Below are 24725 nucleotides of genomic sequence, written 5' to 3'. Positions count from 1 at the left end.
TAGATAAGTCTCCAGATCTCTGGAGACTTTTTTTATGCATATTTCTTAGAAACCTTCTCAGCTATACCTACAATAACTTCAGTTGCTTTTATCATAGATTCTACAGGAACGTACTCAAAACGTCCATGAAAATTGTGTCCACCTGCAAAAATATTAGGACAAGGTAATCCTTTATAAGAAAGTTGAGAACCATCAGTTCCTCCTCGAATTGCTTTAATTATAGGTGTTATTCCTTTTTCTTTCATTACTTCCTCTGCAATATCTACAATATGCATTACAGGAGTAATTTTTTCTTTCATATTAAAATATTGATTTTTAATATCAACCTGAATTACTTCATTATCAAAACGTTCATTAAAGTCGAAAGCAATTTTTTGCATTAAATATTTACGTTTTTCAAATTTATCTAAATCATGATCTCTAATAATATATTCCAAAACGGTTTGTTCAACAGTTCCTGTCATATCATGCAAATGAAAAAAACCTTCATAACCTTCTGTTTTTTCTGGTGTTTCTTCTGATGGAATTAGAGCAATATATTCGTTGGCAATCAACATAGAATTAATCATTTTCCCTTTGGCATAACCAGGATGTACAATTTTTCCTTTAACAGTAATTTTAGCACTTGCCGCGTTAAAATTTTCATATTCTAATTCTCCTATTTGGCTACCATCCATAGTATAAGCCCATTCTGCACCAAATTTTTCAACATCAAATAAATGTGCACCTTTGCCAACTTCTTCATCAGGAGTAAAACAAATTCTTATTTTTCCATGTTTAATTTCAGGATGTTTAATAAGATATTCCATAGCTGTTACAATTTCTGTAACTCCGGCTTTATCATCAGCTCCTAAAAGTGTTGTACCATCTGTAGTGATTAAAGTCTGACCCTTATATTGTAATAAATCATCAAAATAATCAGGAGACAAAACAATACCCTCTTCGTCATTTAAAATGATATCATTTCCTTGATAATTTTCAATTATTTTAGCCTTTACATTTTTTCCAGTAAAATCTGGACTAGTATCGATATGTGCAATAAAACCAACTGTTGGCACTTTATAATCTAAATTACTAGGCAAGGTTGCCATAATGTAGCAGTTTTCATCTAAATCAACTTCTTTCATGCCAATTTGTTTTAATTCTTCTACTAAAACATTTGCCAAATTCCATTGTTTTTCTGTACTTGGAAAAGCAGGATTGTTAGGGTCTGACTCAGTATCTATGGTTACATATTTTAAGAATCGGTTGGTAATATGTTGTTTGTCAATCATTATTGTTGTGTAATTTTTATTTTTTCGATTAAAGAAATTGCTTGACATAATCTATTTTCTACTAAAGAATCTCCATAAATTTCGACTTTAGCTAAGATAAAATGTTTTTGATTTATTTTGATAAAAGCCTGTAGTTTTTGATATAATAAAGATGATTTTTGACCTTTAGAAATAACTAAGTATGCTGGTTTTTCTATAATTGTAACTTCTTTTGCTTTTTTTTGAATAAGGTTTTTATTCAAGTTTTCTTGTTCAATTTTTAATTTGAATAGGTCATCAAATTGAAGGTTATTTTTGATGTAACTTACATCAATTAAAAAGGTTTCTGTAAGTTGCTTGGTAGTGTCTGCTGTAAAAATTGACGATTGTAAGGCATCTTCATACAAATTGATGTTCCAGTTTTTAGGAATAGAGATAGAAAAAGCATTTCTAACATCTTTAACAGTTTCTAAATATTCTAAACTTGAAGGCTTGCAGTGAAATTCTTCACTGAATTGCATTTGTTTTGTACAAGAAACACAAATGAGAAAACAAATTATAAAATACTTTTTTATCATTATTGTAAAACCAGTTTTCCTATTTTATTGTTTCCACCCAACCAAGCTGTTTTTTTATCTACAAATTGAATGATATAATAACTATCTTCAGATACTTTTTGCCAAGTTTGTCCACCATCATTAGAGAAAGAAACTCCTGTTTTGCCCACTGCAAAGACTTCTTTTCCTTGAGTTTTTGGCACATATTGTATGCAACTTTTGTAATTAGGTTCTAATCCGTCTGCAACAAGATTCCATGTTTTGCCACCATCATTAGTAACTGCTTTGTTCGCTTTATTTTCTAATGGTTTTGAATAATCTCCACCAATAACAATTCCGGTGTTTTCATCAAAAAAATCAATAGAATAAATTCCTTGTGGTCCATTTCCTTGAATAATTGGAGTGTCATAAATCTGCCAAGTTTTTCCATAATCATCAGATTTTAAAACACGAGCTTTTTCACCTCCAGAAGCAATCCAAACAGTACTTCCTATTGTTTTGATATTGGTGTTACTTGCTGCAAAAAAAGCTTCACCATTTTTAAATTTTGGAGTATTATCACAAGAAATTTTGTTCCAAGTTTCACCACCATCATCTGTAATGATAATAGAAGGACAATCTTCTGTTGGGTCACCAACTGCAATTCCATGAAGATTATCATCAAAAAACTTCATGGAATCATAAAACACCTTTCCATGTTCTTCTTTATAAACTAAAGTTGATTTACCTCCAGAAACTTTATACAATAATGCAGGATTACCAATAGATAAGGCAAAAACAGCTTGCCCGTTTGAAGCAATACTTCTAAAGTTTGGCAAAATTGAATCTTGATATTGTATTGATATTGGATTAGCATTGCTTTTTTCGTCTGTGTCTACATACCCAATATTTCCATTAGAACCAGCATAAATCACTTTATTTTTGTTTACAATTTGTATGGCTCTAATGCTTATGCTATCTAGTTTAAATTCTTGGATAGAAACACTCTTGATATTTCTTGGTTGATACTCCGTATCACAAGAGATAAAAAAAAGTAAAGTAAAAATAAATATGATTATTCTCTTCATTTTTGATATTTTTATAGGACTAAAATAAACAAATCATTTTGTAGATAATGAAAAAAGCATTGGTAATTTCGGGAGGAGGAAGTAAAGGAGCATTTGCAGGTGGAGTTGCGCAATACCTTATGAAAAAAGAACGTAAAGAATACGATTTATTTTTAGGAACATCTACAGGAAGTTTAATGGTTTCGCATCTGGCATTAGGGATGCTAGATGAATTGAAAGACTTGTATACCAATGTAAATCAGAAAACTATTTTTAGTAACAATCCTTTTAAAATAAAAAAAGTAGCTGGTGAAAAAGTAGTTAGCATTCGACATTTAAATACATTTTGGAATTTTTTAAACGGTAGAAAAACCTTTGGTGAGAGTAAAAACTTAAGAAGTCTTATAAAGAAGAAAATTACCAAAGAAATGTACGAACAGATTAAAGCAAGTGAAAAAGAAGTAGTGGTTACTGTTTCTAATTTAACTGCAAATCAAATTGAATACAAATCAAGTAATGAATGTACTTACGAGGATTTTTGCGACTGGGTATGGGGTTCTTGTAATTATGTGCCTTTTATGAGTTTGCTCGAAAAAAATAACCAACAATATGCAGATGGAGGTTTTGGTTCTTTAGTACCAATTCGTGATGCCATTTTAAGAGGAGCTACAGAAATTGATGCTATTATTTTAGAAACAGAAGTGACTCAGTTTAATAGACTACCTGCAAAAAATCCTTTTTCGTTATTATTTGATGTTTTTGATTTTATGCTTACACATGTAGAAAGGCACAATATAACTATTGGTAAACTAGCCGCAACAAATAAAGACATCAAGTTAAATTTGTATTATACCCCAACAGTTTTAACAACAAACTCTTTAGTTTTTGATCAAAATTTGATGCGAAAATGGTGGAAATCTGGTTACAAATACGCAAAATCACAACGTGATGAATTGATGAGTGAGTTTAGACCAGATGTTCTTACAGATAAAGAAATAGATGAAGGCATAAGTGATGTTGAAGATTTAAAAGTAAAATAATGAAATTTGGAAAAGTAGATCACCCAGAAATTATAGACTTTACAATACCAGAAACGCATAAGGATACTTTAAGTTTATTGAGAAATTTTAAAAAACCAGAAAAACCAAGTGTTTTTGTAGGATGTGCAAAATGGAATAGAGCAGATTTGAAAGGATTTTACCCAAGAGGTACTAAGGATGAATTGGAATATTATTCTAAACAATTCAACTCCATTGAGTTAAATGCAACTTTCTACAGAAATTTTCCAGCACAACAATTTGAAAAATGGCGTGATAAAACTCCAAATAATTTTAAATTTTTTCCAAAGTTAGGGCAAGAAATTAGTCACTGGAAACGATTAAATGGAGTAGAGGAAGTGGTAAATTCTTATCTCTATAACTTTAGCAACCTTCAAGAAAAATTAGGAACTATCTTTTTACAAATGCATGCTAATTTTGGGCCAAAGAATTTTAGTACTTTACAAAACTTTGTAGAAAGTTGGCCTAAAGAAACCCCTTTGGCAGTAGAAGTGAGACATAAAGATTGGTTTGCTAATAAGGCAATTGCAGAAGATTTTTACCAATTACTGGAAGCAAACAATGTTGCCAATGTCTTGGTTGATACTGCTGGCAGAAGAGATATGATGCACATGCGTTTGACTAACAATGAAGCCTTTATACGATTTGTTGGCGCAAATCATCCAACAGATTATGATCGTTTGGATGATTGGAATCATAAGTTAACAGAATGGATTGATGCAGGGTTGCAAAACATCCATTTTTTTATTCATCAAAATTTAGAGAAAGAATCACCATTATTAGCAACCCATTTCATCAAAAATTTAAACTCTCAATTTAAACTTGATATATTGCTTCCTAACCATAGTGATTCTCAAACTACTCAGATAGACTTATTTTAATTTTAAGTCTTTAAGTTCTATATACATGTTATTGCCCATTGGTTTAGCTATAGAAGAATTATAAATTTCTTTTGAGTGAATACTGGTTTTAGAGTTAAAATTACCTTTAGAACCTGTAGTTATTAAATTAACAGCAGCATTTAATAAAGGATCAGAGGTTTTTCCTAATTCTCCTAAATTACCATAATCTTCTGCTATTTGAACACCAGGAATATCTACACCAGGTGTATATCCGTCAATATCATTTTCATTGTTTTTATTAACAATTTCTAGTACAATAGGTTGCATTGCATAAGCATGTTTTGCATTTAAATTTTTCCCTGTTCTTTGTAAATCCTCAGAGTCATAGAGCGTAATAGACCCAACTTGTTTTCCAACAGTGGTTACTCCAATAATCTTAACATCAATGTAAGCGTTTAGTGCATTGATTACTAATTCTGATGCAGAAGCAGTATTTCCAGAGACTATAAAATAAGCTTTGTCTAGATTTAAACTATTAATACTTTCATCTAAAATAACATTTCCATCTCCATCTGTATTTGAAATCCTATTGGTAAAATTATCTTTAAAATAATCAGCACCAAATTGTTCAATTACTTTTGAGTTCCATCTTTGTCTTGAATATACTTGATTATTAAATTGCCCAGTAATCATGCTCCCTAAATATATAGCAGATCTAACAGAACCACCACCATTATACCTAAGGTCAACTATTAATTCATCTATATTATCAGCTTTAAATTTTGCAAAAGCAGCGTTAAGTTGACCATCAAAACTTGCCGAGAATTGATTGTACATTAAGTAACCTATTTTTTTACCTCCTTCATTTAATGTTTCTGTTACTGCGACAGGATTTTCTTGTAGTTCTGTTTTTGTTAAAGTGATGCTGTTACCAGTGCTTGTAGGAAATCCACTATTGTAATTTGCTAAACCTATGGTATAAGTGGTAGAGTTTTCGCCAAATAACAAATCTCTGTAATTAGATATTGTAATATTTGTACCATTAATAGTATTAAAATACATGCCTCTTTTAACTCCATTTTCTGAGGCACTAGAATTTGCAACAACATATCTAACGTATCCAAAAACATTTTCACTACCATCACTATTTTGAACTAAGCCAAACTCCATTCCATTACTTTTAGAAATTCCTTGAAAAGAATTTTCTAGTTCAACATAATTGTCTACAATCCAAGAAAAACGATCAACTTCTCCTTTCTTATATAACAATGCGTCAAATGTTGTTTCTGGATTACTAAATTTTCTAAAATTAAGATATAGTTCTTTATAATTTGTAAATTTAGTATCACTCAAATCTGGCACGTTGTCTTGCCATAAATAATATGTATTTAAACCGGTCCAAATAAATCTATTTATTTCATCCTCTGTAGTGAGAACAAATTCTTCTTCTGGTTCAGGAATAATTTCTTCTACTTCGTCTTTTGAACTACAAGAATAAAAAGTGAATGTTAATAAAAATACTAGGGTTGTTGTCTTAAAAAAATATTTCATAATCTATAATGTATTTGGTAAAATCTGTTCAATAAATACTCCTAAATCAGGTTCTTTTGATATTGAGTTAAAAATATGATCATAGTTGTCAGAATTACAATTAGCGTTTCCTAAACTACCATTAGATATATAATCTAATATACGATTTAATATGGGTTCTGATGAGTTTCCTAAAACTCCTAAGTCTAAAATATCTTCATTATTACAAAGGTTTAGACTAGGTGAAAAACCACTTTCATAATCTTGGTCGTTTTTATTTAAGAAAGTTAACACTATTGGCTGTAAAGCAAAGGTATGTGTATTATTTCTTAAAGCAAAATTGTAATCTACAGAATTGTATAAGGTAATAGCTCCTGTATTATTTCCTATAGTTTGGTTACCTACAATATGAACATTAAGGTAAGGAGTTAAGCTATTAATCAATAATTCGGTTGCTGAAGATCCAGAAAAACTTTCTCCATTTAAAATAATATAAACATCTGTTAAGTTAAGGCTATTAATAGGTGTTGAAGAGTTTAAGTTTTTAGGGAATTTTGTTGATAGAGAATCTGGCTGATTCAATTCAAACCAAGTTTGTGCTTTTGTGTTCCACTGTTCTTTGATAAAAACTGCATCTGCTGATTGTTCTGTTAGCATAGCACCTAGTTTTGCTATATTACTTGTAAAACCACCTCCGCTAATATTGTATCTTAAATCTAAAATTAATTTAGTAACTGATTGATTTTTAAATCTTAAAATAACATTATTTAAATCATTTAAATAAGTTTTAGAAAAGTCGTTGTTGTACAAGATATAACCAATATTGTCTCCATTTTGTGGTATTAATTCTTCTTTCAAAATTGGAGGCGAAGATAAAATTTCGTTATCAACTGTTATAAAATTTCCATTTGGGGTTACAGTTGTACCATCAAAGTTTACCATAGTTAAGGTTAACTGATTACTAGAATTGTTAACTAGTAGGCTTTCAAAATTAGCTAAAGTTAATTGGGTGCCATCTACAGCATTAAAAAAATCACCTCTATTTAGACCTTTAATTCTAGCGTCTGAATTTGGTAAATGATACAAAACAGAGCATAGTACATTATCTGTGGTTCCTGGTTCTATAATTACTTTATATTGAAACCCTTTTTCACTTCTTATGTTTGGTTCCTCTAAAGTGGTATAGTCATCTATTAGCCTAGATTTTAAATCATTAGAAAGTAACAAATTGTTAAATAAATTTGAAGGTGAAGTAAAAGTTTTAAGATAATTATTTAATTGTTGGTCAGAATTGAACCTTCTATCTGATAAATCTTCAATTTGATCTTGGTACAAATAATAAGCATTTAAACCTTTCCAAACAAAATCGGAAACCACAGTATCATCAGGTATTTCACTAACTTTAGTACAGTTTTTAAAAAAGAATATTGTTGCTAGAAAACAAAGCAAATAAATGTTATTTTTCATTCTATGTAATCAAATAAATATGCTAATTGAAACGCAATATAAACAGAAAAAGTATTTTTTTTATGATATCTTGTAACAAAATAAATACTACCTCGTCGTAATGATGTAAACCCGATAATATTTAACAGTTTAAAAACGGATTTACAATAAAAACGAAATTAAATAATGAACCAATCAGACTTTTTAAAAGTTGTTTTACCATTTAAAGACAAAGTCTTTCGTCTAGCAAAAAGATTGTTAGTTTCTACAGAAGAAGCTGAAGATGCTACGCAAGAGCTATTCTTTAAACTTTGGAGAAGTAAAGAAAAAATAGCTGATTATAAAAATGTTGAAGCATTTGCAATGACCATGACAAAAAATTACTGTTATGATCGTTTAAAAAGTAAACAGGCAAGTAATTTAACATTAGTTCACAGTAATTATAAAGAGAAAGAAACGTCTTTAGATAAAAAAGTAGAACATCGAGACAGTGTAAACCAGGTACACCAATTGATAGAAAACTTACCAGAAAATCAAAAGATTATCATTCAACTAAGAGATGTTGAGCAATATGATTTTGATGAAATCTGCAAAATGGTAGATATGAAGCCAACAGCAGTAAGAGTAGCATTGTCTAGAGCAAGAAAAACAATAAGAGAAGAACTCATTAAAAAACACAACTATGGAGTTAGCTAACATAGAAAAATTAGTAGAGAAATACGAAAACGCAGAAACTTCTTTGCAAGAAGAAACAACCTTAAGAAACTATTTTACAGGAGGTAATGTTGCACCACATTTGCAAGAGTACGAGTACATGTTTAATTATTTTGCTACAACAAAAGATGAAACGTATACAAAAACCATTCAGTTAGAACCTAAGAAATCTAAAAAGAGAAACTTAAAATGGTTGTCTGTAGCAGCATCAGTAGTATTGTTATTTAGCGTATTTATTGGTAGAGATCAATACCAAAGATATCAAGCAGAGAAAAAATTTGCGCAAGTAACAAAAGCATTAGGTATGTTATCTTCTAACCTTAAAAAAGGAGAACAAGCAGTAGCAACTTTATATACCTATGAAAACACCGTAAATAAAATATTAAAATAAACCAAGTAGAATTAGTAAAACCAAGTAAACACAGAAATTATGAAAAAAATAGCAATATTAATAGCGTTAGTAGTTGCACCAATGGTAACCAGCGCACAATCTTTTTTTGATACTTTAGAAGACATGGATGGAGTAGATGTGGTCGTAGTTACCAAAGATGCTTTCGAAATGATTTCTAAATTCAAAAATGTAAAAATTGAAGATAATGAGGCAATGCAAGTGTTTCAAATGATTCAAGAGTTAAAAGAACTTAGAGTTTTTTCTACAGATGACTCTTCTATTGCAGATAAAATGGATGTAATGGTAAGTAAAGCCATCAAAAGCCATAATCTAACAGAATTTATGCGTGTAAAGCAAGACGATTCTAGAGTTAAAATTTACATGAAAACTGGTAAAAATAAAGATTATGTAAGTGAAGTTTTAATGTTTGTAAAAGGTATTAGCAAACAAACCAACAAAGCTTCAGAATCTGTAATTGTTTCTTTAACAGGAAACATAGACATCAATAAAATGTCTCAATTAGCAGATACTTTTTCGAAAGAAAAAAAATAAGTAAACACAGATGTCAAAGTCGGGTTTTAAAAATCCGACTTTGTCTATCAACTAAAAAAACATAAAATGAAAAAAATTACCAAAATACTTTCACTTTTAGCATTGGTCTTAATGGTTACTTCATGTAAAAATGAAAAATCATTACAAGGTTACTTAGTAGAAAGCCAAGACAAAACAAATTTTATGCATGGAGACTTACCAGTAGGCTCCATGTTAACGGCAAAGACAGGCGTTTCTGAAGAAGTAAAAGAAACCTTAAAAAGCATTAAAAAAATTAACGTTGCTTTTCTAAAAAAAACAGAGGATAATACTTCTGAATATGAAACTGAAAAGGCAAAACTAAAAAACATTTTTACAAGCGATACCTATAAAAGCTTAGGAGCTGTAAAAGCAAAAGGAATGAATGTAAAAGTGTATTACACAGGTGATACAGATGCTATTGATGAAATCATTGCATTTGGATACAGTAAAAAAGTTGGAGTAGGTGTTGCACGTTTATTGGGCGAAAACATGAATCCTGCAAAAATCATTGAAATGATGAATGATGTAAAACTTGATGGAGACAACTTAGAAAGTTTTGGAGCATTTTTTAATGGTAAATAAAATCTTATTTCGTAGTCAGTAAAAAAGCTGTAATTTCATTAGAAATTGCAGCTTTTTTCATTTTTGTTATATGTTGCAGGATTTAACTGCTCATTAACAGCATCAACCTTTAATTTTATTATTTTTGATGCTTGATAAAGATGATATATGAAATTTTCTAAATTGTTGCCTTTACTATTCTTTTTTACAATTTTGAATAGTGTTGCGCAAAATTCAACTTATAAAGCAGAGAGAGAAAAAGTACACAACTTAGTGCATACAAAACTAAAGGTTGACTTCAATTTTGCAGAAAAGACAATGAATGGTGAAGCTTGGGTTACCGCAAAACCACATTTTTATCCGTCAAAAACAATCACTTTAGATGCAAAAGCAATGTTAATTCATCAAGTATTGCTGAACAATACTAAGTTAAAATACAATTATAATGATTTTGAATTGGTCATTGATCTGCCTAAAGAATATCAACGTAATGAAGAGTTTACTATTTATATTAAATATACAGCTAGACCAGAAAAAGTAAAATCTAAAGCGAGTCTAGCAATTACAGATGCCAAAGGATTGTATTTTATCAACACAGATGGTTTAGATAAAAACAAACCAACACAAATCTGGACACAAGGTGAAACTGAAGCAAATAGTGCTTGGTTTCCTACTATTGATGCGCCAAACCAAAAAACAACTCAAGAAATTTACATTACAGTTCCAGATAAATTTGTAACGCTTTCTAATGGTAAACTCATCAACCAAACTAAAAACGGAACGAATAGAACAGATTATTGGAAAATGGATCAAAAACATGCTCCGTATTTGTTTTTTATGGGAATTGGTGAATATGAAATTATCAAAGACAACTACAAAAATATTCCTGTTGAGTATTATGTAGAGAAAAAATATGCTCCGTATGCAAAAGACATTTTTGGGTTAACTCCAGAAATGATGGGCTTTTTCTCAAATCTTTTAGGAGTGGAATATCCTTGGAATAAATACAGCCAAATTGTGGCTAGAGATTACGTTTCTGGAGCTATGGAAAACACCACAGCTGTCATCCACAGTGATAAGGCATATCAAACTCCTGGGCAATTGATTGATGAAAACGTTCAAGAAAATACCATTGCTCACGAATTATTTCATCATTGGTTTGGAAATTTAGTCACTTCAGAAAGTTGGGCAAATTTAACCTTGAACGAATCTTTTGCCAATTATAGTGAGTATTTATGGAGAGAACATAAATACGGAAAACTAAATGCAAATACGCACATGTTTGAAAATATTGAGGCGTATAAAAACGGACAAAATACAGACAAACCTTTGGTGCGTTTCAATTATATAGAACAAGAGGATATGTTCGATTTGGTAAGCTATAATAAAGGTGGCGCAATTTTACATATGTTGCGTAATTACTTAGGTGACAAAGCTTTTTTTGAAGGGTTAAAAACCTATTTAACCGAATTCAAATACAAAAGTGCAGAAGTTCATCAATTAAGATTGATTTTTGAAAGAATCACAGGAAAGGATTTAAACTGGTTTTTTAACCAATGGTTTTACGGTGCTGGTCATCCAAAAATTGAGGTTTCTTATGATTACAATATCCTACAAAAGAAAGTGACTGTAAATGTTATACAAATGCAGGCCAACGAATTTCAATTTCCTTTTGCCATAGATATTTTTGAAAACGGTAAAAGAAAGCGTCATCATGTTTTTGTGGATGGGAGAGATGCTTCATTTACATTTCCGTATTCAAAACAGCCAACGTTAATTCAAGTGAATGCAGATGCTGTTTTACTCTGTGACATCACTGTAAATAAAGTATTGAGTGATTATATTTTTCAGCTAAAAAATGCTGAAGAATATTCAGATCGTAGAGAAGCTTTGTTAGAAGTTGCTAAAAAGCAAGAAGAAAAAGATGCTTTTAATGCAGTGGCTGAAGCATTGAATGACAAATCGTATAAAATCAGAATTTTAGCATTAGAGAAAATTGATTTAATCAACAAGTTTTCTAAAAGAGCAACCATTCAGAAAATCATGGAAATTGCCAATAACGATTCGAAAACTATGGTACAAGCTGCAGCCATAGAAACTTTGGGCAAATTAATAGATCCTGAGTTAAAACCTATTTTTGCAAAGGCTTTAGAAAGTAAATCGTACAAAGTATTAGGAAATGCCTTGGTAGCAATCTATTATGTAGACAAGCAATTGGCAATTCAAAAATCGGCAACATTACCAGATGAAGTCAGACAAATTTTAGCAACTCCATTAACACGAATTTTTATCGAAGAAAACAATACAGACGAATTGCCTTTTATTGCAAAAAGTGTGTTATCTGGAATGTATTTAACAGGTGATGACAGCACCAAAGCCATTTATCAAAAAGCATTTAAGCTGATTTCTGAGAGTAATAATTCTGAGGCAATACAAAACCTTGTTGATGATATGGTTGTAAAAGGAAAGCAATTTAAAGGCTTTAATTTTGATAAGGTGGTTATCAACTTAATGCGTAGAATGATACAAACGCAAGAGCAAAAAAACACACCCAATAAAATAAGAAACACAGCTATTATAAAAGAAGCAATGGCGAAATTGTTGTAGGTGTTTCGATAATGGTCTAGTATAAAGATAGTTGCGGATTTGTTTACGCGGGTTTTCCGTAGGAAAATCAGAGTACGCAAACACACAACGCCCATTGATTAAGCACTAACCCGCAATTATTTTTATACATTGTTAGCAATAGTTTTTTTATTTAAGTAAAGCTTCTCTTCTTTGTCTAAGGATTTGTGATTTTCGGTAGCTTGCCATTCCTGAATATTGAGTGCTGTCACTTGGGTTATATATCTTATTAATTGTTGGCATTGGAGCATCGGTTTCTAGTAACCAGTCGGTTAATAGTGTGTTGAGTGAATCTGTAATATCAGTTCTTTTTTTAGCCAAATCATCTTGTTCATAGGGATCGGTTTTCAGATTAAATAATTGCGTTGTACCCTCATGATTGTTGTAATAACGGTATAGCTTCCACGATTGGTAACGAATTGCACTAAAGGGGGTGCAGCCTACTCCACTATAATGCGGAAAATGAAAAAATAAGGGACGTTCGTTAAGCTTTCCTTTATCCATTAGAATGGGTTTTAAGCTCACTCCATCGAGGTGCTGATTTGGATTGGGTTTTATACCTGCCAAGTCTAGCATTGTAGGGTATAGGTCCACCTGAACAGTTGGAGTAGAGTCTTTTACTGCAGATTTAATTTTATTTTTCCATTTAAAAATTAAAGGCACACGAGAACTTCCCTCGTAGGGCATCGCCTTGCTACCAAGCAAGGGATACGTTGATGTACCAACGTGATAACCTCCGTTGTCTGATGAAAAAATGACTATTGTATTTTCATCTAAATTTAACTCTTCCAAGGTGTTCATAATATTACCAACGCTTTGGTCAACACTTTCAATCATGGCTGCCATTGTTGGATTATTCTGATCGGTAGTTGGAACCTTTTTCCACTTTTCCAAAAGCTCGGGCTTAGCCTGAAATGGAGCATGTACAAGGTAGTGTGACAATACCAATAAAAACGGTTGCGCTTGGTGCTCTGTAATAAACTCTTGTGCCCGACGTGTTAAAGCATCCGCCATGTATTCATCAGCAGTTAAGCCCTTTAAATCCCATGACAGTTTCGGAATGTAATCTCTTCCGTAATGCCCATGTGTTCTCGTCGCGAGTGTTCGAAAGCCTTCAGCCATTTCGAAACCTTGCTTGTCAGGCCATTGCGACTCGTGATATCCACAATGCCATTTTCCCAGGTATCCAGTTTTGTATCCGGCACTTTGCATTACTTCGGCAAAAGTAATCTGATCGGGGTGCAAACAACCTCTTCTGGCAGGACTTCGGGTAGGAAGCCACTCGAGGTTTTTGCCTTTATTATCATTTTTTGCCATAAGCGAATCTGGCGATGGGCTCATTTCAGGCCCTTCTGTCATTTTATTGCGTGCAGGATATTGCCCCGAGAGTATAGCCGCTCGAGAAGGAGAGCATACTGGACCGGCTGAATAAGCTTGTTCAAAAAGCATCCCTTCAGACGCCAGCTGGTCTATGTTGGGTGTACGGTAGTATTTGCTACCCATGCAAGCCAAATCCTTCCAACCCATGTCATCAATCAGAATAAAGACAATGTTGGGTTTTGTTGCGTTTGTTTTTTCTTCTTTTTTTGTAGCGCACCCTACTAATAGTACAAGACATGTAGTGAATAAAAGACTGAATTTCCAAATCATAATTTAATTGTTTTTATTTGTGATAAGTCTGCTTTTAAAATTCTCTAGAAAAAATTAAGTCGATATAATCTTTTCCTATAGTTTGGACTTTATAAGCATTAACGATTATATAAGGTTTTTCTTTATCTATTTATCAATTATAGGATGAATCTCCCCCTAGCTAATTATTGCCAACTTAATACGAATATGACGTCGTTTTAATGACTTATATTCGGCGTTAGCGAAGTTCGTGTTTTATTGTTAAAAAATCAATAGGTAAAAACACTTATTTCTTGTACTCATCAAAAGTACCGTCATTATAAAAAACAACAATACGTTGTATTTTTTTTCCTGTATTTTCTGTTTCAGAGGCAAATAAAGATGGAGTAGTAGGTGAGCTTGTCATTTCATTTTTAGGAAAACTTCCTTTTCCATCTAACAACCAATACAAATCTACATCCTTAAAAGTTGCAGTAACTTTCATTACAAAATCTAAACTTGGTTTATTTCTTCCAGAAAGAATATGAGAAATGCTAGAGCGTTGCACACTCACTTTATCTGCAAATGTAGAAGCAGAAAGTTGATGGAATTCCATTACTTTTTTTAATCGAGCAGTAAATTCAGCTATGTTTACCATTGTAATATTTATGATTTATACAAATGTAAATAATCTAACTACAACAGCAAAAGGTATTCTTTAAAAAGTATATACATCAACTGATTGATATTAAATTAAAACTTTAGTTAAAGCTTATAATAAACTAATAATGTGTTTTTTATATTTTATTTATTGCTATTATTTATGCTATTGATTATAGTGATGCAATGATAAAACGTGTATTTTTAAATCCTGTTACAAAAGTAACAATTGTAATTGAGTCTTTGTTTTACAATTGTAACAATTTCACAATTTACAATTGTAATATTTTAGTTTGATGACAATTGTAAATACCCTAATTTTGAAAAATATTTATACAACCAAATGAATACCTTATCAATCGATTTTATAAAAGAGATTTATGCAACGCATAAAGAAAACTCGTTGCATGGAAAATGGATTACGTTTAAAGACTTAGAACAACTGTTTTCTAAATACACCTCTGTTTTTGAAGTTTCTCAAATAGGAACATCTGAAGAGAACAGACCCATCATGCAATTAAAAATTGGTAATGGTGAGAAGAAAATATTGTTGTGGTCGCAAATGCATGGTAACGAAAGCACAGGAACAAAAGCGTTATTCGATTTATTTAATTGTTTTTTGTCATCTAACCACGAAGTATTTTCTACAATTTTAGAGCAATGTACATTAGTTTTTATACCAATGCTAAATCCTGATGGAGCATTAGCTTATACAAGAGTAAATGCTAATCAAATCGATTTAAACAGAGATGCCGTAGACAGAAGTGCCAAAGAGAGCAAACTACTAAGAAGTGTCTTAGAAGACTTTCATCCGCAGTTTTGTTTCAATTTACACGATCAAAGAACCATCTTTGGAGTAGAAGGCACTAAAAACCCTGCAACCATTTCTTTTTTAGCGCCATCAGAAGAAATTACAAGAAGATTAACCAAAGGCAGAATACAAACCATGGATGTAATTGTTGCGATGAATTCTTTACTGCAACAGTTAATTCCTAATTTTGTAGGGAGATATACAGACGAGTTTTATCCAACCGCTACTGGAGATAATTTTCAAAAAATAGGCTACAATACTATTTTGATAGAATCTGGTCATTATCCAGATGATTATCCTAGAGAAGAGAGTAGAAAATATACTTTCTTTTCCATTTTGCAGGGAGTATATCACATTGCCAAATCATTTTCATTCAATAATTATGAAAAGTATTTTGACATTCCGAATAACGAGAAACTATTTTTTGATGTCATTCATCGATTTCCAAATACAAAAGAGGATGTTGCCTATCAATATGAAGACAAGATTTTAGATGGTAAATTTGTATCAAAATTAAACAAAGTAGGTGAAAATAGTCTAAAATCTAAGATTGGACACTCCGAAATCGTTTTCGAAGCTAAAAAAAATTAAGTATTTGTTAGTTTTGTGCTTGTTTAATTAAATTTAATTCATAAATTTGTATTATAAATTGAATAATACATAAAATATGAAAAAATTTATTTTAGACGAAATCGACCATCAAATTCTTGACATCCTTATAGAAAATGCAAGAACTCCATTTACTGACATCGCAAAACAATTATTAGTTTCAGCAGGAACCATTCACGTTCGTGTTAAAAAAATGGAAGATGAGGGTATTATTCAGGGCTCTACATTAACGTTGAACTATGAAAAAATGGGGTATTCTTTTATTGCTCATGTTGGAATATTTTTAGAAAAAACGTCAATGACTCAAAATGTAATTCAAGATTTAAAAAGCATACCAAATGTAACTGTAGCTTATGTTACTGCTGGCAAGTATAATATCTTTTGTAAAGTAAGAGCAAAAGGTACTAACGATGCTAAAGATATTATCTATAAAATTGATGACATTCCTGGTGTTAATAGAACAGAAACTATGATAGCACTAGAAGAAAGCATCAATGATAAAAAGAGAATGATGCACGCAATTTTTAAAGAATTGTAGAAAAAGCATTTCATCATAAATTAAAATCCTTATCTGTAAAACGATAAGGATTTTTTTATGGATTTTATAGTTTTATCGTTATGTTTGTTAGATTGATTGCGATATGTATAATTAATGACTGATAAAATTCTCTTTACTAAAAAGTCTATAGAAGACAATACTTTACTTGAGTTGTACAAAAGAATGTTAAAACCTCGTTTAATTGAGGAAAAAATGCTCATTCTTTTAAGACAAGGTAAAATATCAAAATGGTTTTCGGGTATTGGTCAAGAAGCAATTGCTGTAGGGGTTGCTTCTGCTCTAGAAAATGATGAGTATATTTTACCCATGCACCGTAATTTAGGCGTTTTTACCACAAGAGAAATTCCCTTGTATCGTCTTTTTTCGCAATGGCAAGGTAAAATGAACGGATTTACCAAAGGGAGAGACAGAAGTTTTCATTTCGGAACTCAAGAACATCACATTGTGGGTATGATATCGCATTTAGGACCACAATTAGGGGTTGCAGACGGAATTGCACTAGCCAACAAATTAAAAGAAAACAATAAAGTTTGTGCTGTTTTTTCGGGTGAAGGAGGTACAAGTGAAGGAGATTTTCACGAAGCTTTAAATGTTGCTGCGGTATGGAACTTGCCTGTACTTTTCTGTATAGAAAATAATGGGTATGGTTTATCTACACCAGTTTCTGAACAGTTTAAATGTACCAATATTGCAGACAAAGGTATTGGTTACGGAATGGAAAACCATGTTATTGACGGAAACAATATTCTTGAAGTATACACAAAAGTTTCTGCATTGGCAAAAAGTGTTCGAGAAAACCCAAGACCTATTTTATTGGAGTTTAAAACCTTTAGAATGCGAGGTCATGAAGAGGCAAGTGGTACAAAATATGTACCTCAAGAGACTTTAGATTACTGGGCAGCTAAAGATCCTTTAGAAAATTATCAAGAATTTTTAAAGAATGAACAACTTCTTACAGATGAACTTGAAGTTTCCTTAAAAGAAGAAATCATCCATGAAATCAATGAAAATTTACAAATTGCTTTTGATGAGGAAGCTATTACACCTAATTTAGAGCATGAATTGAATGATGTGTTTCAAGAACATCAATATAAAGCTGTAATTCCATCAGAAGAAAAAAAGAGAATTCGCTTTGTAGATGCCATTTCAGAGGGTTTGCAACAATCTATGGAACATTATGATAATTTAGTTGTCATGGGGCAAGATGTTGCTGAATATGGTGGTGTTTTTAAGATTACTGATGGTTTTGTCTCTCAATTTGGTAAAGAACGTGTTAGAAACACGCCTATTTGTGAATCTGCTATTGTTGCAGCTGCTTATGGATTATCTGTCAATAAAATGAAGGCGGTTATGGAAATGCAGTTTGCAGATTTTGTGAGTTCTGGCTTTAATCCTATTGTAAATTTATTAGCAAAATCTCATTACAGGTGGAATCAAAATGCAGATGTTGTGATACGAATGCCTTGTGGTGCAGGTGTAGGAGCTGGTCCTTTTCACAGTCAAACTAATGAAGCTTGGTTTACCAAAACTCCTGGTTTAAAAGTAGTGTATCCTGCTTTTCCCCAGGATGCTAAAGGCTTGTTAATTGAAGCGATACATGATCCAAATCCGGTATTGTTTTTTGAACATAAAGCCTTGTATCGCTCAATTTACGATGATGTTTCAGAGAATTATTTTACCACAGAAATTGGGAAAGCAGCTTTAGTAAAAGAAGGGAATAAAGTTACAATTATTAGTTATGGCGCTGCTATTCATTGGATCTTAGACGAAATTAAAAATCAAGAGTTTTCTGCTGATATCATTGATTTAAGAACATTACAACCTTTAGATACAGAGATCATTTATCAATCTGTAAAAAAGACAGGAAAAGTGATTCTTGTGCAAGAAGACTCTATGTTTGGTGGAATTGCTAGTGATATTTCCGCATTAATTTCAGAACATTGCTTTGAATATTTAGATGCACCAATCAAAAGAGTGGCGAGTTTAGAAACTCCCATTCCGTTTGATAAAAATCTAGAGCATCAATATTTAGGGAAAAATAGATTATTGCAAAATATTTTAGAAGTAATCAATTATTAATATGGAATTAGAACATTTTTTTCAGTGCCCGTATTGTTGGGAAGACATTTCTATGATTTTTGATGCAAGTGTTCACCATCAAACCTATATCGAAGATTGTGAAGTCTGTTGCAATCCTATAGAGGTTTCTCCAACTTTTGAACAAGGAGAACTCATCGCTTTTGATGCACAATCTATAGAGCAATAGCTAATCTAAAGGATTCTCCCAATTAAATTCCTTAAAAAGGGTACTCCAATCGTTAGGGAAAACAGCAATTAAAGATAATTGTTCATTCGTAAAAGGATGAACAAATTCTAATTTCCCTGCATGTAAAAAGAGATTTTTACAGTCAAAATTTTTCTCAAACATCAAGTTATGATTTTTATCTCCATATTTTGGATCACCAATTAAAGGATGAGAAATTTTATTAGTATGAACACGTAATTGATGCATTCTTCCAGTTTTAGGTATCATTTCAACCAAACTATATCGTGAAGAATCGTAAGGCTTTACTGGAATTTCTAAAGTGATATTCGCTAACGTTTTTAAATGGGTTAACGCTTCTTTATGCACCTTAGCATCTCTTCCTTTTACTGGAGAATCTATTGTTTTGGTCTCAGGAGAAAATCCTCTTACGATTCCAAAATAGGTTTTCTGAATTGAGTTAGAACTAAACAATTCTTGAAATTTAGATACGTATTCTTTTTCTTTGGCTAATAAAATTATTCCAGAGGTTTTTCTGTCCAAGCGATGTATAGGATAGGTCTTGAAACCTTGGTCATTTTCAACAGCTTGTAACAAAGAAATTTCTTCAGATACATTTCTAGAAAGGTGTGCATGATGAACAACCATATTATTTGGTTTACTCACGCAAAGTATATACTCATCTTCAAAAATTACAGGAATACTCATTATTACTTTTTAGATTCTAAAAATACTATTTAATTTATGATAAATTTAAAACAATTTACAAACAGATTTTGTAAATTTATATAAGTCTAAACTTCAATGAATTATGAAAAAAATAATGTGTTTTTTATTAGTGATAACAGTTTTTTTTATCAGTTGTAAAAGCGCTAAAAACACCATAACGCCAGAGCAAATGGCTTTATTTGATGAAATGATTTCTAAAAAAGAAATAGATATCGAATTTATTTGGGCACAACCTTCAGGGTTATTTAATAATGTTAGAGGTATAGAAAATTTACTTCCTAATGGCAGTACTGTAGGTAGTATTAGTCTTATTGGTAATGATAATTATTTAAAAATTATTAAGGATAGTATTGCTATGGATATTCCGTATTACGGAGAACAACAACTATCTAGTAGCAGTAGTTATGGAACAAGTGGTATTGGATTGGCTTATAATGGCATTCCTGAAAAATTTAGTGAAACCTTTAACAAAAAAAGAAATAGATATGTTTTAAAATATACGATGAAAGCTAAAACAGAAATTTTGGATATTATATTGTATTTATATCCCAATTATTCGACCACACTATCAGTGAATAGCTCTCATAGATCTACTATTAATTATAATGGAAATTGGAAAGTTCTGACAGTAAAAAAAGAGTAAAGAATCTTAACCTAAAGTTCTTGTTTATGATTCTTTTGCTGAAACTTTAAATATTGAATTAAAACAATTGTTAAAACTCCACAAATTAAAAAACCCACAAATAATGGAGTAACAGTATCTGTAACATATCTACCAATTAAAGTTGCGATGGGAACAGCCATAATTGTTGAAACAAAACCATTAATTGCAGCTCCAATTCCTGCGATATGTCCAATGGGTTCCATAGCCAAAGCTCTTGTATTTCCGAATAAAAATCCTATAGCAAAAAACTGAAGCACAAAAAAAGGGATTAAAACAAAAATACTAGGGTTACTTTCACCTGCAAACAATACAAGATATATTAGAGGAATAATTGCAAATATATGAGCAAAAATGGTTACCAATTTTAGCATCCCCAACTTAACCACTAAAGTTCCGTTTAAAAAAGTAGCCAAACCAACACTAATTGCTAAGCCTGCAAAAATAAATGGAAATTCTTCTTTTAAATGGTATTGATTTTCAAATATTTGCTGACTCGCACTTAAATACACCATAAAAGAACCTGTAATAAATCCAGAAACTAACGTAAAAATTACAGCATATTTATGCTTTAAAAATTCTTTTGATCCGTTTATAAAAAGAGAGAATCTAAATTTCTTTCTCTTTTCTTTTACTAAAGTTTCAGGTTGACGTTTCCACATCCAAATCATTACAATAAAACCAAAAACCAATTGACTGTAAAATATAGATTTCCATCCATATAGATTTAACATCAGTTTCCCTATTGCTGGAGCAACTACAGGAACTAAAATAAAAATGACAACAATAAAAGACATGACTTTGGCCATGTAATTCCCACTAAAACGATCTCTAACCATAGCAATGCTTATGGTTCTTGGTGCAGATAACCCAATTCCTTGTAAAATTCTTCCAATTAACATCATTTCTAAGCTATTTGAAAAAACACAAAGCACACTTGCCAAAGCAAAAAGAATAAAACCAACATAAATTACAGGTTTTCTTCCAAAACTATCAGATAAAGGTCCAGAGATTAATTGACCAAAACCTAAGCCTAAAAAAATCATGGTAATTAAAAGCTGATTATTGGTTGTATCTACCACATGGATTGATACACTTATATCTGAAATTGCTGGCAATAAAGCGTCTATTGATAGCGCTACCAAAGACATTAAAGATGCCATAACAATAATAAATTCTAATTCTGATTTTTGTCTAATCTCCATCTGGCAAAACTAGTTTTATTGAATGGTTTTAACGTAAATTAAGTCTTAAAATAATGACAAAAAAATAGGATTGCTATTTGCAATCCTATTCATTTTTTTACTTTTAAATAATGCTTATTCTTTACCAATAAAATCTATTTCCACACTATTAATATCTTTCGGGTTTTTACCCCATTGATTGGTTTTATATTCACCTTCCATACATAATAACACCAACAACCAAATTGGTCCAGCTATAGGAATTAGACCTACTAAAATATACACACCGCTTTTACCAGTATCATGCAATCTTCTTACAGCTACAGCCAAGGCAGGTATAAATACCGCTAAAGGGTATACATACATAAGCAACAACATTAAAGGTGTGTCCAAAGCCCCACCAATTAAAGCAAAAAGAAACATAAATGCATAAGTAAATATGACATGAAATAACGTAAACATCCAATATTCTTTACGTCTTGCTCTTCCAGAAAAATCTGCATATTGTTTTAATACTTTTAAATACCAATTCATTTTTTATAGTTTTTGTTGATTAATTTATCATTTAACAAAAATAAGAGAATAATTAAAAAAGTCCTCTAGATTTTAGTTCTAAATATTTATTGATGGTGTCACCTGTTAAATTGGCTGGTGTGGTTAACACAGACTGAATTCCGTATTTTTTCAATTCTCTAACAATACTCTTTTTTTCATACAAGAATTTCTCTGCAATAATGCTATCATAAACCCCTTCAATGGTTTCTTTGTCATTATGAATTAAAGCATCTAACTGCGTATTTTTAAAGAAAACAATCAATACCAGATGATTTTTAGCTAATGCTCTTAAATAAGACAATTGTCTATTTAAACCATCTAAGGTTTCAAAATTAGTATATAGAATTAATAAACTTCGATGGGTAATTTTTCGTTTTACAACCGCATACAATGCACTAAAATCTGATTCTGCAAAATCGGTAGAAATGTTGTGTAATGCTTCTGAGATTAAACTCATCTGCGAATTCCTACTTTCTGCAACTACCCAATCTTCTAGTTTTTTAGAAAACGTAAGCATTCCTGCTTTGTCTTGTTTTCGTAACACAGCACTACTTACCGCTAATGTTGCATTAATGGCATAATCTAACAAACTTAAGTTGTTAAAATGGAGTTGCATTGCTCGACCTTTATCAATAATCGCATACACTGGTTGCGATTTTTCTTCTACATATTGATTCACCATCAACTGGTTGCGTTTTGCTGTAGCTTTCCAGTTTAAGGTTCTAATATCATCACCAGAAACGTATTCTTTAATTTGTTCGAATTCTAACGAATGGCCAATTCTTCTTATTTTTTTAGTACCGTAAGTAACCGAATCATTCGTAAATGCTTTAAAATCAAAATCTCTCAACTTTAAAAAAGAAGGATAACATTTGATTTCTTTTGGAGTGCCTAAAACGTATTTTTTTGTACTTAATTGTAGTGGAGTAGAAGCATACACATTGATGTTCCCAAAAAGATACACACCTCTTTCTGTAGGAGTTACATCGTAATGAATTGTTTTTTCTCCATTTACTGGTAAAACTTGTTTAAAAATAAAATCTCTTTTTTGGAATTGATAAGGTAATTCCTCAATAATAGATAAATGAGCAGGAAATTGATACTCACTTTTTAAATGTAATGATATTTGATTTGCATCACCATTAGACAAACGCTCAGGAATGGTCCTTACAATTTGGATGGCATTTTTGGTGAGGTATAACACAACAATATCAATTACTGTAAGCAAACCTAAAATAAATAGTAACACTTTAGCTATTGTAAAGAAAACAGGAATAAAGAAACCAACCACAAATAACAACGCAATTCCTCCTAAAAAATAGAAAAAACGATTGTTTAAAAATAAAGTGTTGTATAAATGTTTCAATCTACTGGTTTTTGGTTTGTATGTTTTGGCTTTTAAAGATCATAACAGTCAACTATTCCCTAATTCCTAATCCCTAATATCTAATATCTAATCCCTAAAATCTATCTCGGAATTTCTACCGCTTCAATAATTTGTTCAATAATTTGTTTGCTGGTCAATCCTTCCATTTCTCTTTCTGGTGTTACAATAACTCTGTGTTGTAAAACAGGAATCGTTGCTTTTTTGATGTCTTCTGGTGTTACAAAATCTCTACCCTCAATAGCAGCAAAAGCTTTTGATGCATTTAAAATAGCGATACTTGCTCTTGGTGAAGCGCCTAAATATAAAAAGGAATTAGAACGTGTATTCACCACAATATTGGCAATGTATTGCAGCAAGTTCTTCTCGATACTAATTTGTTTGACTAGTTTTCTAAACTCCACAATTTTTTCTCCAGAAATAAGCGTTGCTACTTTACTATCTTTTGTGGTATCTTCTAAAGCTTGTTCTTTTAGAATGATGTCTAATTCTTCTTCTGCATTTGGATAATCAACATTAATCTTGAATAAAAAACGATCTAATTGCGCCTCTGGAAGTCTATAGGTTCCTTCCTGTTCTATAGGGTTTTGTGTTGCCAATACTACAAAAGGTTCATTCATTTTATAGGTATTCCCATCTATGGTGATTTGTTTTTCTTCCATCACTTCAAACAATGCGGCTTGTGTTTTGGCTGGTGCTCTGTTGATTTCATCAATTAAAACCATGTTCGAGAAAATAGGACCTTTTTTAAACTCGAAATCAGAGGTTTTTACATTAAATACAGAGGTTCCTAAAATGTCTGAAGGCATTAAGTCTGGTGTAAACTGAATTCGACTAAAATCTACGGCAATGGTTTTTGACAATAGTTTTGCAGTAATGGTTTTTGCCACTCCAGGAACACCTTCTATCAAAGCATGACCATTAGAAAGTAGGGCTACCAATAGTAAATCCATCATTTCTTTCTGACCTACAATGACGTTTTGCAACTCTTTTTTAATGTTAAAAATACATTCTTGTAGTTCAGACAAATCCAACCTGCTTTCAAAAGATAAGTTCTCTGGATTTTCTATATGTGCTTTATTGTCTTCTGTGTTTGGTGTTTCCAT

General features: G+C 31.3%; 24 protein-coding genes. 12 read left to right on the top strand and 12 right to left on the bottom strand.

Annotated features, from left to right (window positions below; genetic code table 11):
* Positions 1-32 precede the first annotated feature (32 nt).
* From pepT to FP421_RS03430, 3 genes are read right to left on the bottom strand one after another with little or no spacing between them, the layout of a single operon-like run.
* A complete protein-coding gene (pepT, locus tag FP421_RS03440) occupies positions 33-1274 on the bottom strand; it encodes a peptidase T (protein WP_159947621.1) in 1242 nt (413 codons plus the stop codon).
* Entirely contained in the window at positions 1274-1774 is a 501-nt protein-coding gene (locus FP421_RS03435) for a hypothetical protein (RefSeq protein WP_159947619.1), read from the bottom strand. Before FP421_RS03435 ends, pepT begins: the two co-directional genes overlap by 1 nt.
* Positions 1775-1830: 56 nt before the next feature.
* Complete coding sequence (locus tag FP421_RS03430; protein WP_159947617.1) at positions 1831-2877, bottom strand: WD40/YVTN/BNR-like repeat-containing protein; 1047 nt, start codon at positions 2875-2877, stop codon at positions 1831-1833.
* Positions 2878-2924: 47 nt separating this feature from the next.
* Between FP421_RS03430 and FP421_RS03425 the strand changes: the two genes are divergently transcribed.
* Both FP421_RS03425 and FP421_RS03420 read left to right on the top strand, forming a co-directional pair.
* Positions 2925-3896: a patatin-like phospholipase family protein gene (locus FP421_RS03425; RefSeq protein ID WP_159947615.1), complete on the top strand. Its 972-nt coding sequence runs from the start codon at positions 2925-2927 to the stop codon at positions 3894-3896.
* Positions 3896-4795 carry a DUF72 domain-containing protein gene (locus tag FP421_RS03420; RefSeq protein ID WP_159947613.1) on the top strand — a complete coding sequence of 300 codons (900 nt, stop codon included), beginning with the start codon at positions 3896-3898 and terminating at the stop codon, positions 4793-4795. The genes FP421_RS03425 and FP421_RS03420 overlap by 1 nt, the downstream gene beginning before the upstream one ends.
* On the opposite strand, the gene FP421_RS03415 is transcribed toward FP421_RS03420, so the two are convergent.
* Entirely contained in the window at positions 4787-6307 is a 1521-nt protein-coding gene (locus tag FP421_RS03415; protein WP_159947611.1) for a S41 family peptidase, read from the bottom strand. The two genes, FP421_RS03420 and FP421_RS03415, sit on opposite strands and share 9 nt — an antisense overlap.
* Positions 6308-6310: 3 nt before the next feature.
* Positions 6311-7753 (bottom strand): S41 family peptidase, encoded by a 1443-nt coding sequence (locus FP421_RS03410; RefSeq protein ID WP_159947609.1) that lies wholly within the window; start codon positions 7751-7753, stop codon positions 6311-6313.
* A 165-nt stretch (positions 7754-7918) separates the two neighbouring features.
* Between FP421_RS03410 and FP421_RS03405 the strand changes: the two genes are divergently transcribed.
* From FP421_RS03405 to FP421_RS03385, 5 genes are all read left to right on the top strand, one after another.
* Positions 7919-8428, top strand: a complete 510-nt coding sequence (locus FP421_RS03405) for an RNA polymerase sigma factor (RefSeq protein ID WP_159947607.1) — start codon at positions 7919-7921, stop codon at positions 8426-8428.
* The gene (locus tag FP421_RS03400) at positions 8415-8837 is read left to right on the top strand and encodes a hypothetical protein (protein ID WP_159947605.1); all 423 of its coding nucleotides are present in this window, start codon (positions 8415-8417) and stop codon (positions 8835-8837) included. The genes FP421_RS03405 and FP421_RS03400 overlap by 14 nt, the downstream gene beginning before the upstream one ends.
* Before the next feature lie 39 nt (positions 8838-8876).
* Complete coding sequence (locus FP421_RS03395) at positions 8877-9389, top strand: DUF4252 domain-containing protein (protein WP_159947603.1); 513 nt, start codon at positions 8877-8879, stop codon at positions 9387-9389.
* Positions 9390-9455: 66 nt separating this feature from the next.
* On the top strand, positions 9456-9992 hold the full coding sequence (locus tag FP421_RS03390) for a DUF4252 domain-containing protein (protein ID WP_159947601.1): 537 nt from the start codon (positions 9456-9458) through the stop codon (positions 9990-9992).
* A gap of 147 nt (positions 9993-10139) precedes the next feature.
* Positions 10140-12578, top strand: coding sequence for a M1 family metallopeptidase (locus FP421_RS03385; protein WP_159947599.1), 2439 nt, complete (start codon positions 10140-10142; stop codon positions 12576-12578).
* A gap of 147 nt (positions 12579-12725) precedes the next feature.
* On the opposite strand, the gene FP421_RS03380 is transcribed toward FP421_RS03385, so the two are convergent.
* Both FP421_RS03380 and FP421_RS03375 read right to left on the bottom strand, forming a co-directional pair.
* Positions 12726-14246, bottom strand: a complete 1521-nt coding sequence (locus tag FP421_RS03380; RefSeq protein ID WP_159947597.1) for a sulfatase — start codon at positions 14244-14246, stop codon at positions 12726-12728.
* 265 nt (positions 14247-14511) lie between these two features.
* Positions 14512-14862: a helix-turn-helix domain-containing protein gene (locus tag FP421_RS03375; protein ID WP_159947595.1), complete on the bottom strand. Its 351-nt coding sequence runs from the start codon at positions 14860-14862 to the stop codon at positions 14512-14514.
* Between the two features lie 345 nt (positions 14863-15207).
* Here FP421_RS03375 and FP421_RS03370 point away from each other — a divergent pair, with 345 nt between their 5' ends.
* The 4 genes from FP421_RS03370 (at position 15208) to FP421_RS03355 (ending at position 19109) form a co-directional block, all read left to right on the top strand.
* Positions 15208-16266 (top strand): M14 family zinc carboxypeptidase, encoded by a 1059-nt coding sequence (locus FP421_RS03370; RefSeq protein WP_159947593.1) that lies wholly within the window; start codon positions 15208-15210, stop codon positions 16264-16266.
* 76 nt (positions 16267-16342) lie between these two features.
* On the top strand, positions 16343-16822 hold the full coding sequence (locus FP421_RS03365; protein WP_159947591.1) for an Lrp/AsnC family transcriptional regulator: 480 nt from the start codon (positions 16343-16345) through the stop codon (positions 16820-16822).
* Positions 16823-16936: 114 nt separating this feature from the next.
* On the top strand, positions 16937-18922 hold the full coding sequence (locus tag FP421_RS03360; RefSeq protein ID WP_159947589.1) for an alpha-ketoacid dehydrogenase subunit alpha/beta: 1986 nt from the start codon (positions 16937-16939) through the stop codon (positions 18920-18922).
* A gap of 1 nt (position 18923) precedes the next feature.
* The gene (locus tag FP421_RS03355) at positions 18924-19109 is read left to right on the top strand and encodes a CPXCG motif-containing cysteine-rich protein (RefSeq protein WP_159947587.1); all 186 of its coding nucleotides are present in this window, start codon (positions 18924-18926) and stop codon (positions 19107-19109) included.
* Here FP421_RS03355 and FP421_RS03350 read toward each other — a convergent pair whose 3' ends face one another.
* Positions 19110-19814, bottom strand: a complete 705-nt coding sequence (locus FP421_RS03350; RefSeq protein ID WP_159947585.1) for a pseudouridine synthase — start codon at positions 19812-19814, stop codon at positions 19110-19112. It lies immediately after the preceding gene.
* Positions 19815-19917: 103 nt separating this feature from the next.
* Between FP421_RS03350 and FP421_RS03345 the strand changes: the two genes are divergently transcribed.
* Complete coding sequence (locus tag FP421_RS03345) at positions 19918-20478, top strand: DUF4251 domain-containing protein (RefSeq protein ID WP_159947583.1); 561 nt, start codon at positions 19918-19920, stop codon at positions 20476-20478.
* Positions 20479-20489: 11 nt separating this feature from the next.
* Here FP421_RS03345 and FP421_RS03340 read toward each other — a convergent pair whose 3' ends face one another.
* The 4 genes from FP421_RS03340 to FP421_RS03325 form a co-directional block, all read right to left on the bottom strand.
* Positions 20490-21701, bottom strand: coding sequence for a multidrug effflux MFS transporter (locus FP421_RS03340; protein ID WP_159947581.1), 1212 nt, complete (start codon positions 21699-21701; stop codon positions 20490-20492).
* A gap of 114 nt (positions 21702-21815) precedes the next feature.
* On the bottom strand, positions 21816-22214 hold the full coding sequence (locus FP421_RS03335) for a DUF805 domain-containing protein (RefSeq protein WP_159947579.1): 399 nt from the start codon (positions 22212-22214) through the stop codon (positions 21816-21818).
* A 52-nt stretch (positions 22215-22266) separates the two neighbouring features.
* Positions 22267-23601, bottom strand: coding sequence for a DUF58 domain-containing protein (locus tag FP421_RS03330; protein WP_236548011.1), 1335 nt, complete (start codon positions 23599-23601; stop codon positions 22267-22269).
* Positions 23602-23702: 101 nt separating this feature from the next.
* Positions 23703-24725 (bottom strand): AAA family ATPase, encoded by a 1023-nt coding sequence (locus tag FP421_RS03325; protein ID WP_159947577.1) that lies wholly within the window; start codon positions 24723-24725, stop codon positions 23703-23705.

Source organism: Polaribacter septentrionalilitoris, assembly GCF_009832745.1.
GTDB classification, from domain to species: Bacteria; Bacteroidota; Bacteroidia; order Flavobacteriales; family Flavobacteriaceae; genus Polaribacter; species Polaribacter septentrionalilitoris.
This window is presented reverse-complemented; position numbering and strand designations above follow the sequence as displayed.

Coding starts and splice junctions, on each gene's coding strand:
- FP421_RS03425 (WP_159947615.1), top strand. CDS start 2,925: ATGAAAAAAGCATTGGTAATTTCGGGAGGAGGAAGTAAAGGAGCATTT.
- FP421_RS03390 (WP_159947601.1), top strand. CDS start 9,456: ATGAAAAAAATTACCAAAATACTTTCACTTTTAGCATTGGTCTTAATG.
- FP421_RS03360 (WP_159947589.1), top strand. CDS start 16,937: ATGACTGATAAAATTCTCTTTACTAAAAAGTCTATAGAAGACAATACT.
- FP421_RS03335 (WP_159947579.1), bottom strand. CDS start 22,214: ATGAATTGGTATTTAAAAGTATTAAAACAATATGCAGATTTTTCTGGA.
- FP421_RS03350 (WP_159947585.1), bottom strand. CDS start 19,814: ATGAGTATTCCTGTAATTTTTGAAGATGAGTATATACTTTGCGTGAGT.
- FP421_RS03375 (WP_159947595.1), bottom strand. CDS start 14,862: ATGGTAAACATAGCTGAATTTACTGCTCGATTAAAAAAAGTAATGGAA.
- FP421_RS03325 (WP_159947577.1), bottom strand. CDS start 24,725: ATGGAAACACCAAACACAGAAGACAATAAAGCACATATAGAAAATCCA.
- FP421_RS03365 (WP_159947591.1), top strand. CDS start 16,343: ATGAAAAAATTTATTTTAGACGAAATCGACCATCAAATTCTTGACATC.
- FP421_RS03410 (WP_159947609.1), bottom strand. CDS start 7,753: ATGAAAAATAACATTTATTTGCTTTGTTTTCTAGCAACAATATTCTTT.
- FP421_RS03405 (WP_159947607.1), top strand. CDS start 7,919: ATGAACCAATCAGACTTTTTAAAAGTTGTTTTACCATTTAAAGACAAA.
- FP421_RS03380 (WP_159947597.1), bottom strand. CDS start 14,246: ATGATTTGGAAATTCAGTCTTTTATTCACTACATGTCTTGTACTATTA.
- pepT (WP_159947621.1), bottom strand. CDS start 1,274: ATGATTGACAAACAACATATTACCAACCGATTCTTAAAATATGTAACC.
- FP421_RS03400 (WP_159947605.1), top strand. CDS start 8,415: ATGGAGTTAGCTAACATAGAAAAATTAGTAGAGAAATACGAAAACGCA.
- FP421_RS03370 (WP_159947593.1), top strand. CDS start 15,208: ATGAATACCTTATCAATCGATTTTATAAAAGAGATTTATGCAACGCAT.
- FP421_RS03355 (WP_159947587.1), top strand. CDS start 18,924: ATGGAATTAGAACATTTTTTTCAGTGCCCGTATTGTTGGGAAGACATT.
- FP421_RS03395 (WP_159947603.1), top strand. CDS start 8,877: ATGAAAAAAATAGCAATATTAATAGCGTTAGTAGTTGCACCAATGGTA.
- FP421_RS03420 (WP_159947613.1), top strand. CDS start 3,896: ATGAAATTTGGAAAAGTAGATCACCCAGAAATTATAGACTTTACAATA.
- FP421_RS03385 (WP_159947599.1), top strand. CDS start 10,140: ATGAAATTTTCTAAATTGTTGCCTTTACTATTCTTTTTTACAATTTTG.
- FP421_RS03415 (WP_159947611.1), bottom strand. CDS start 6,307: ATGAAATATTTTTTTAAGACAACAACCCTAGTATTTTTATTAACATTC.
- FP421_RS03430 (WP_159947617.1), bottom strand. CDS start 2,877: ATGAAGAGAATAATCATATTTATTTTTACTTTACTTTTTTTTATCTCT.
- FP421_RS03435 (WP_159947619.1), bottom strand. CDS start 1,774: ATGCAATTCAGTGAAGAATTTCACTGCAAGCCTTCAAGTTTAGAATAT.
- FP421_RS03340 (WP_159947581.1), bottom strand. CDS start 21,701: ATGGAGATTAGACAAAAATCAGAATTAGAATTTATTATTGTTATGGCA.
- FP421_RS03345 (WP_159947583.1), top strand. CDS start 19,918: ATGAAAAAAATAATGTGTTTTTTATTAGTGATAACAGTTTTTTTTATC.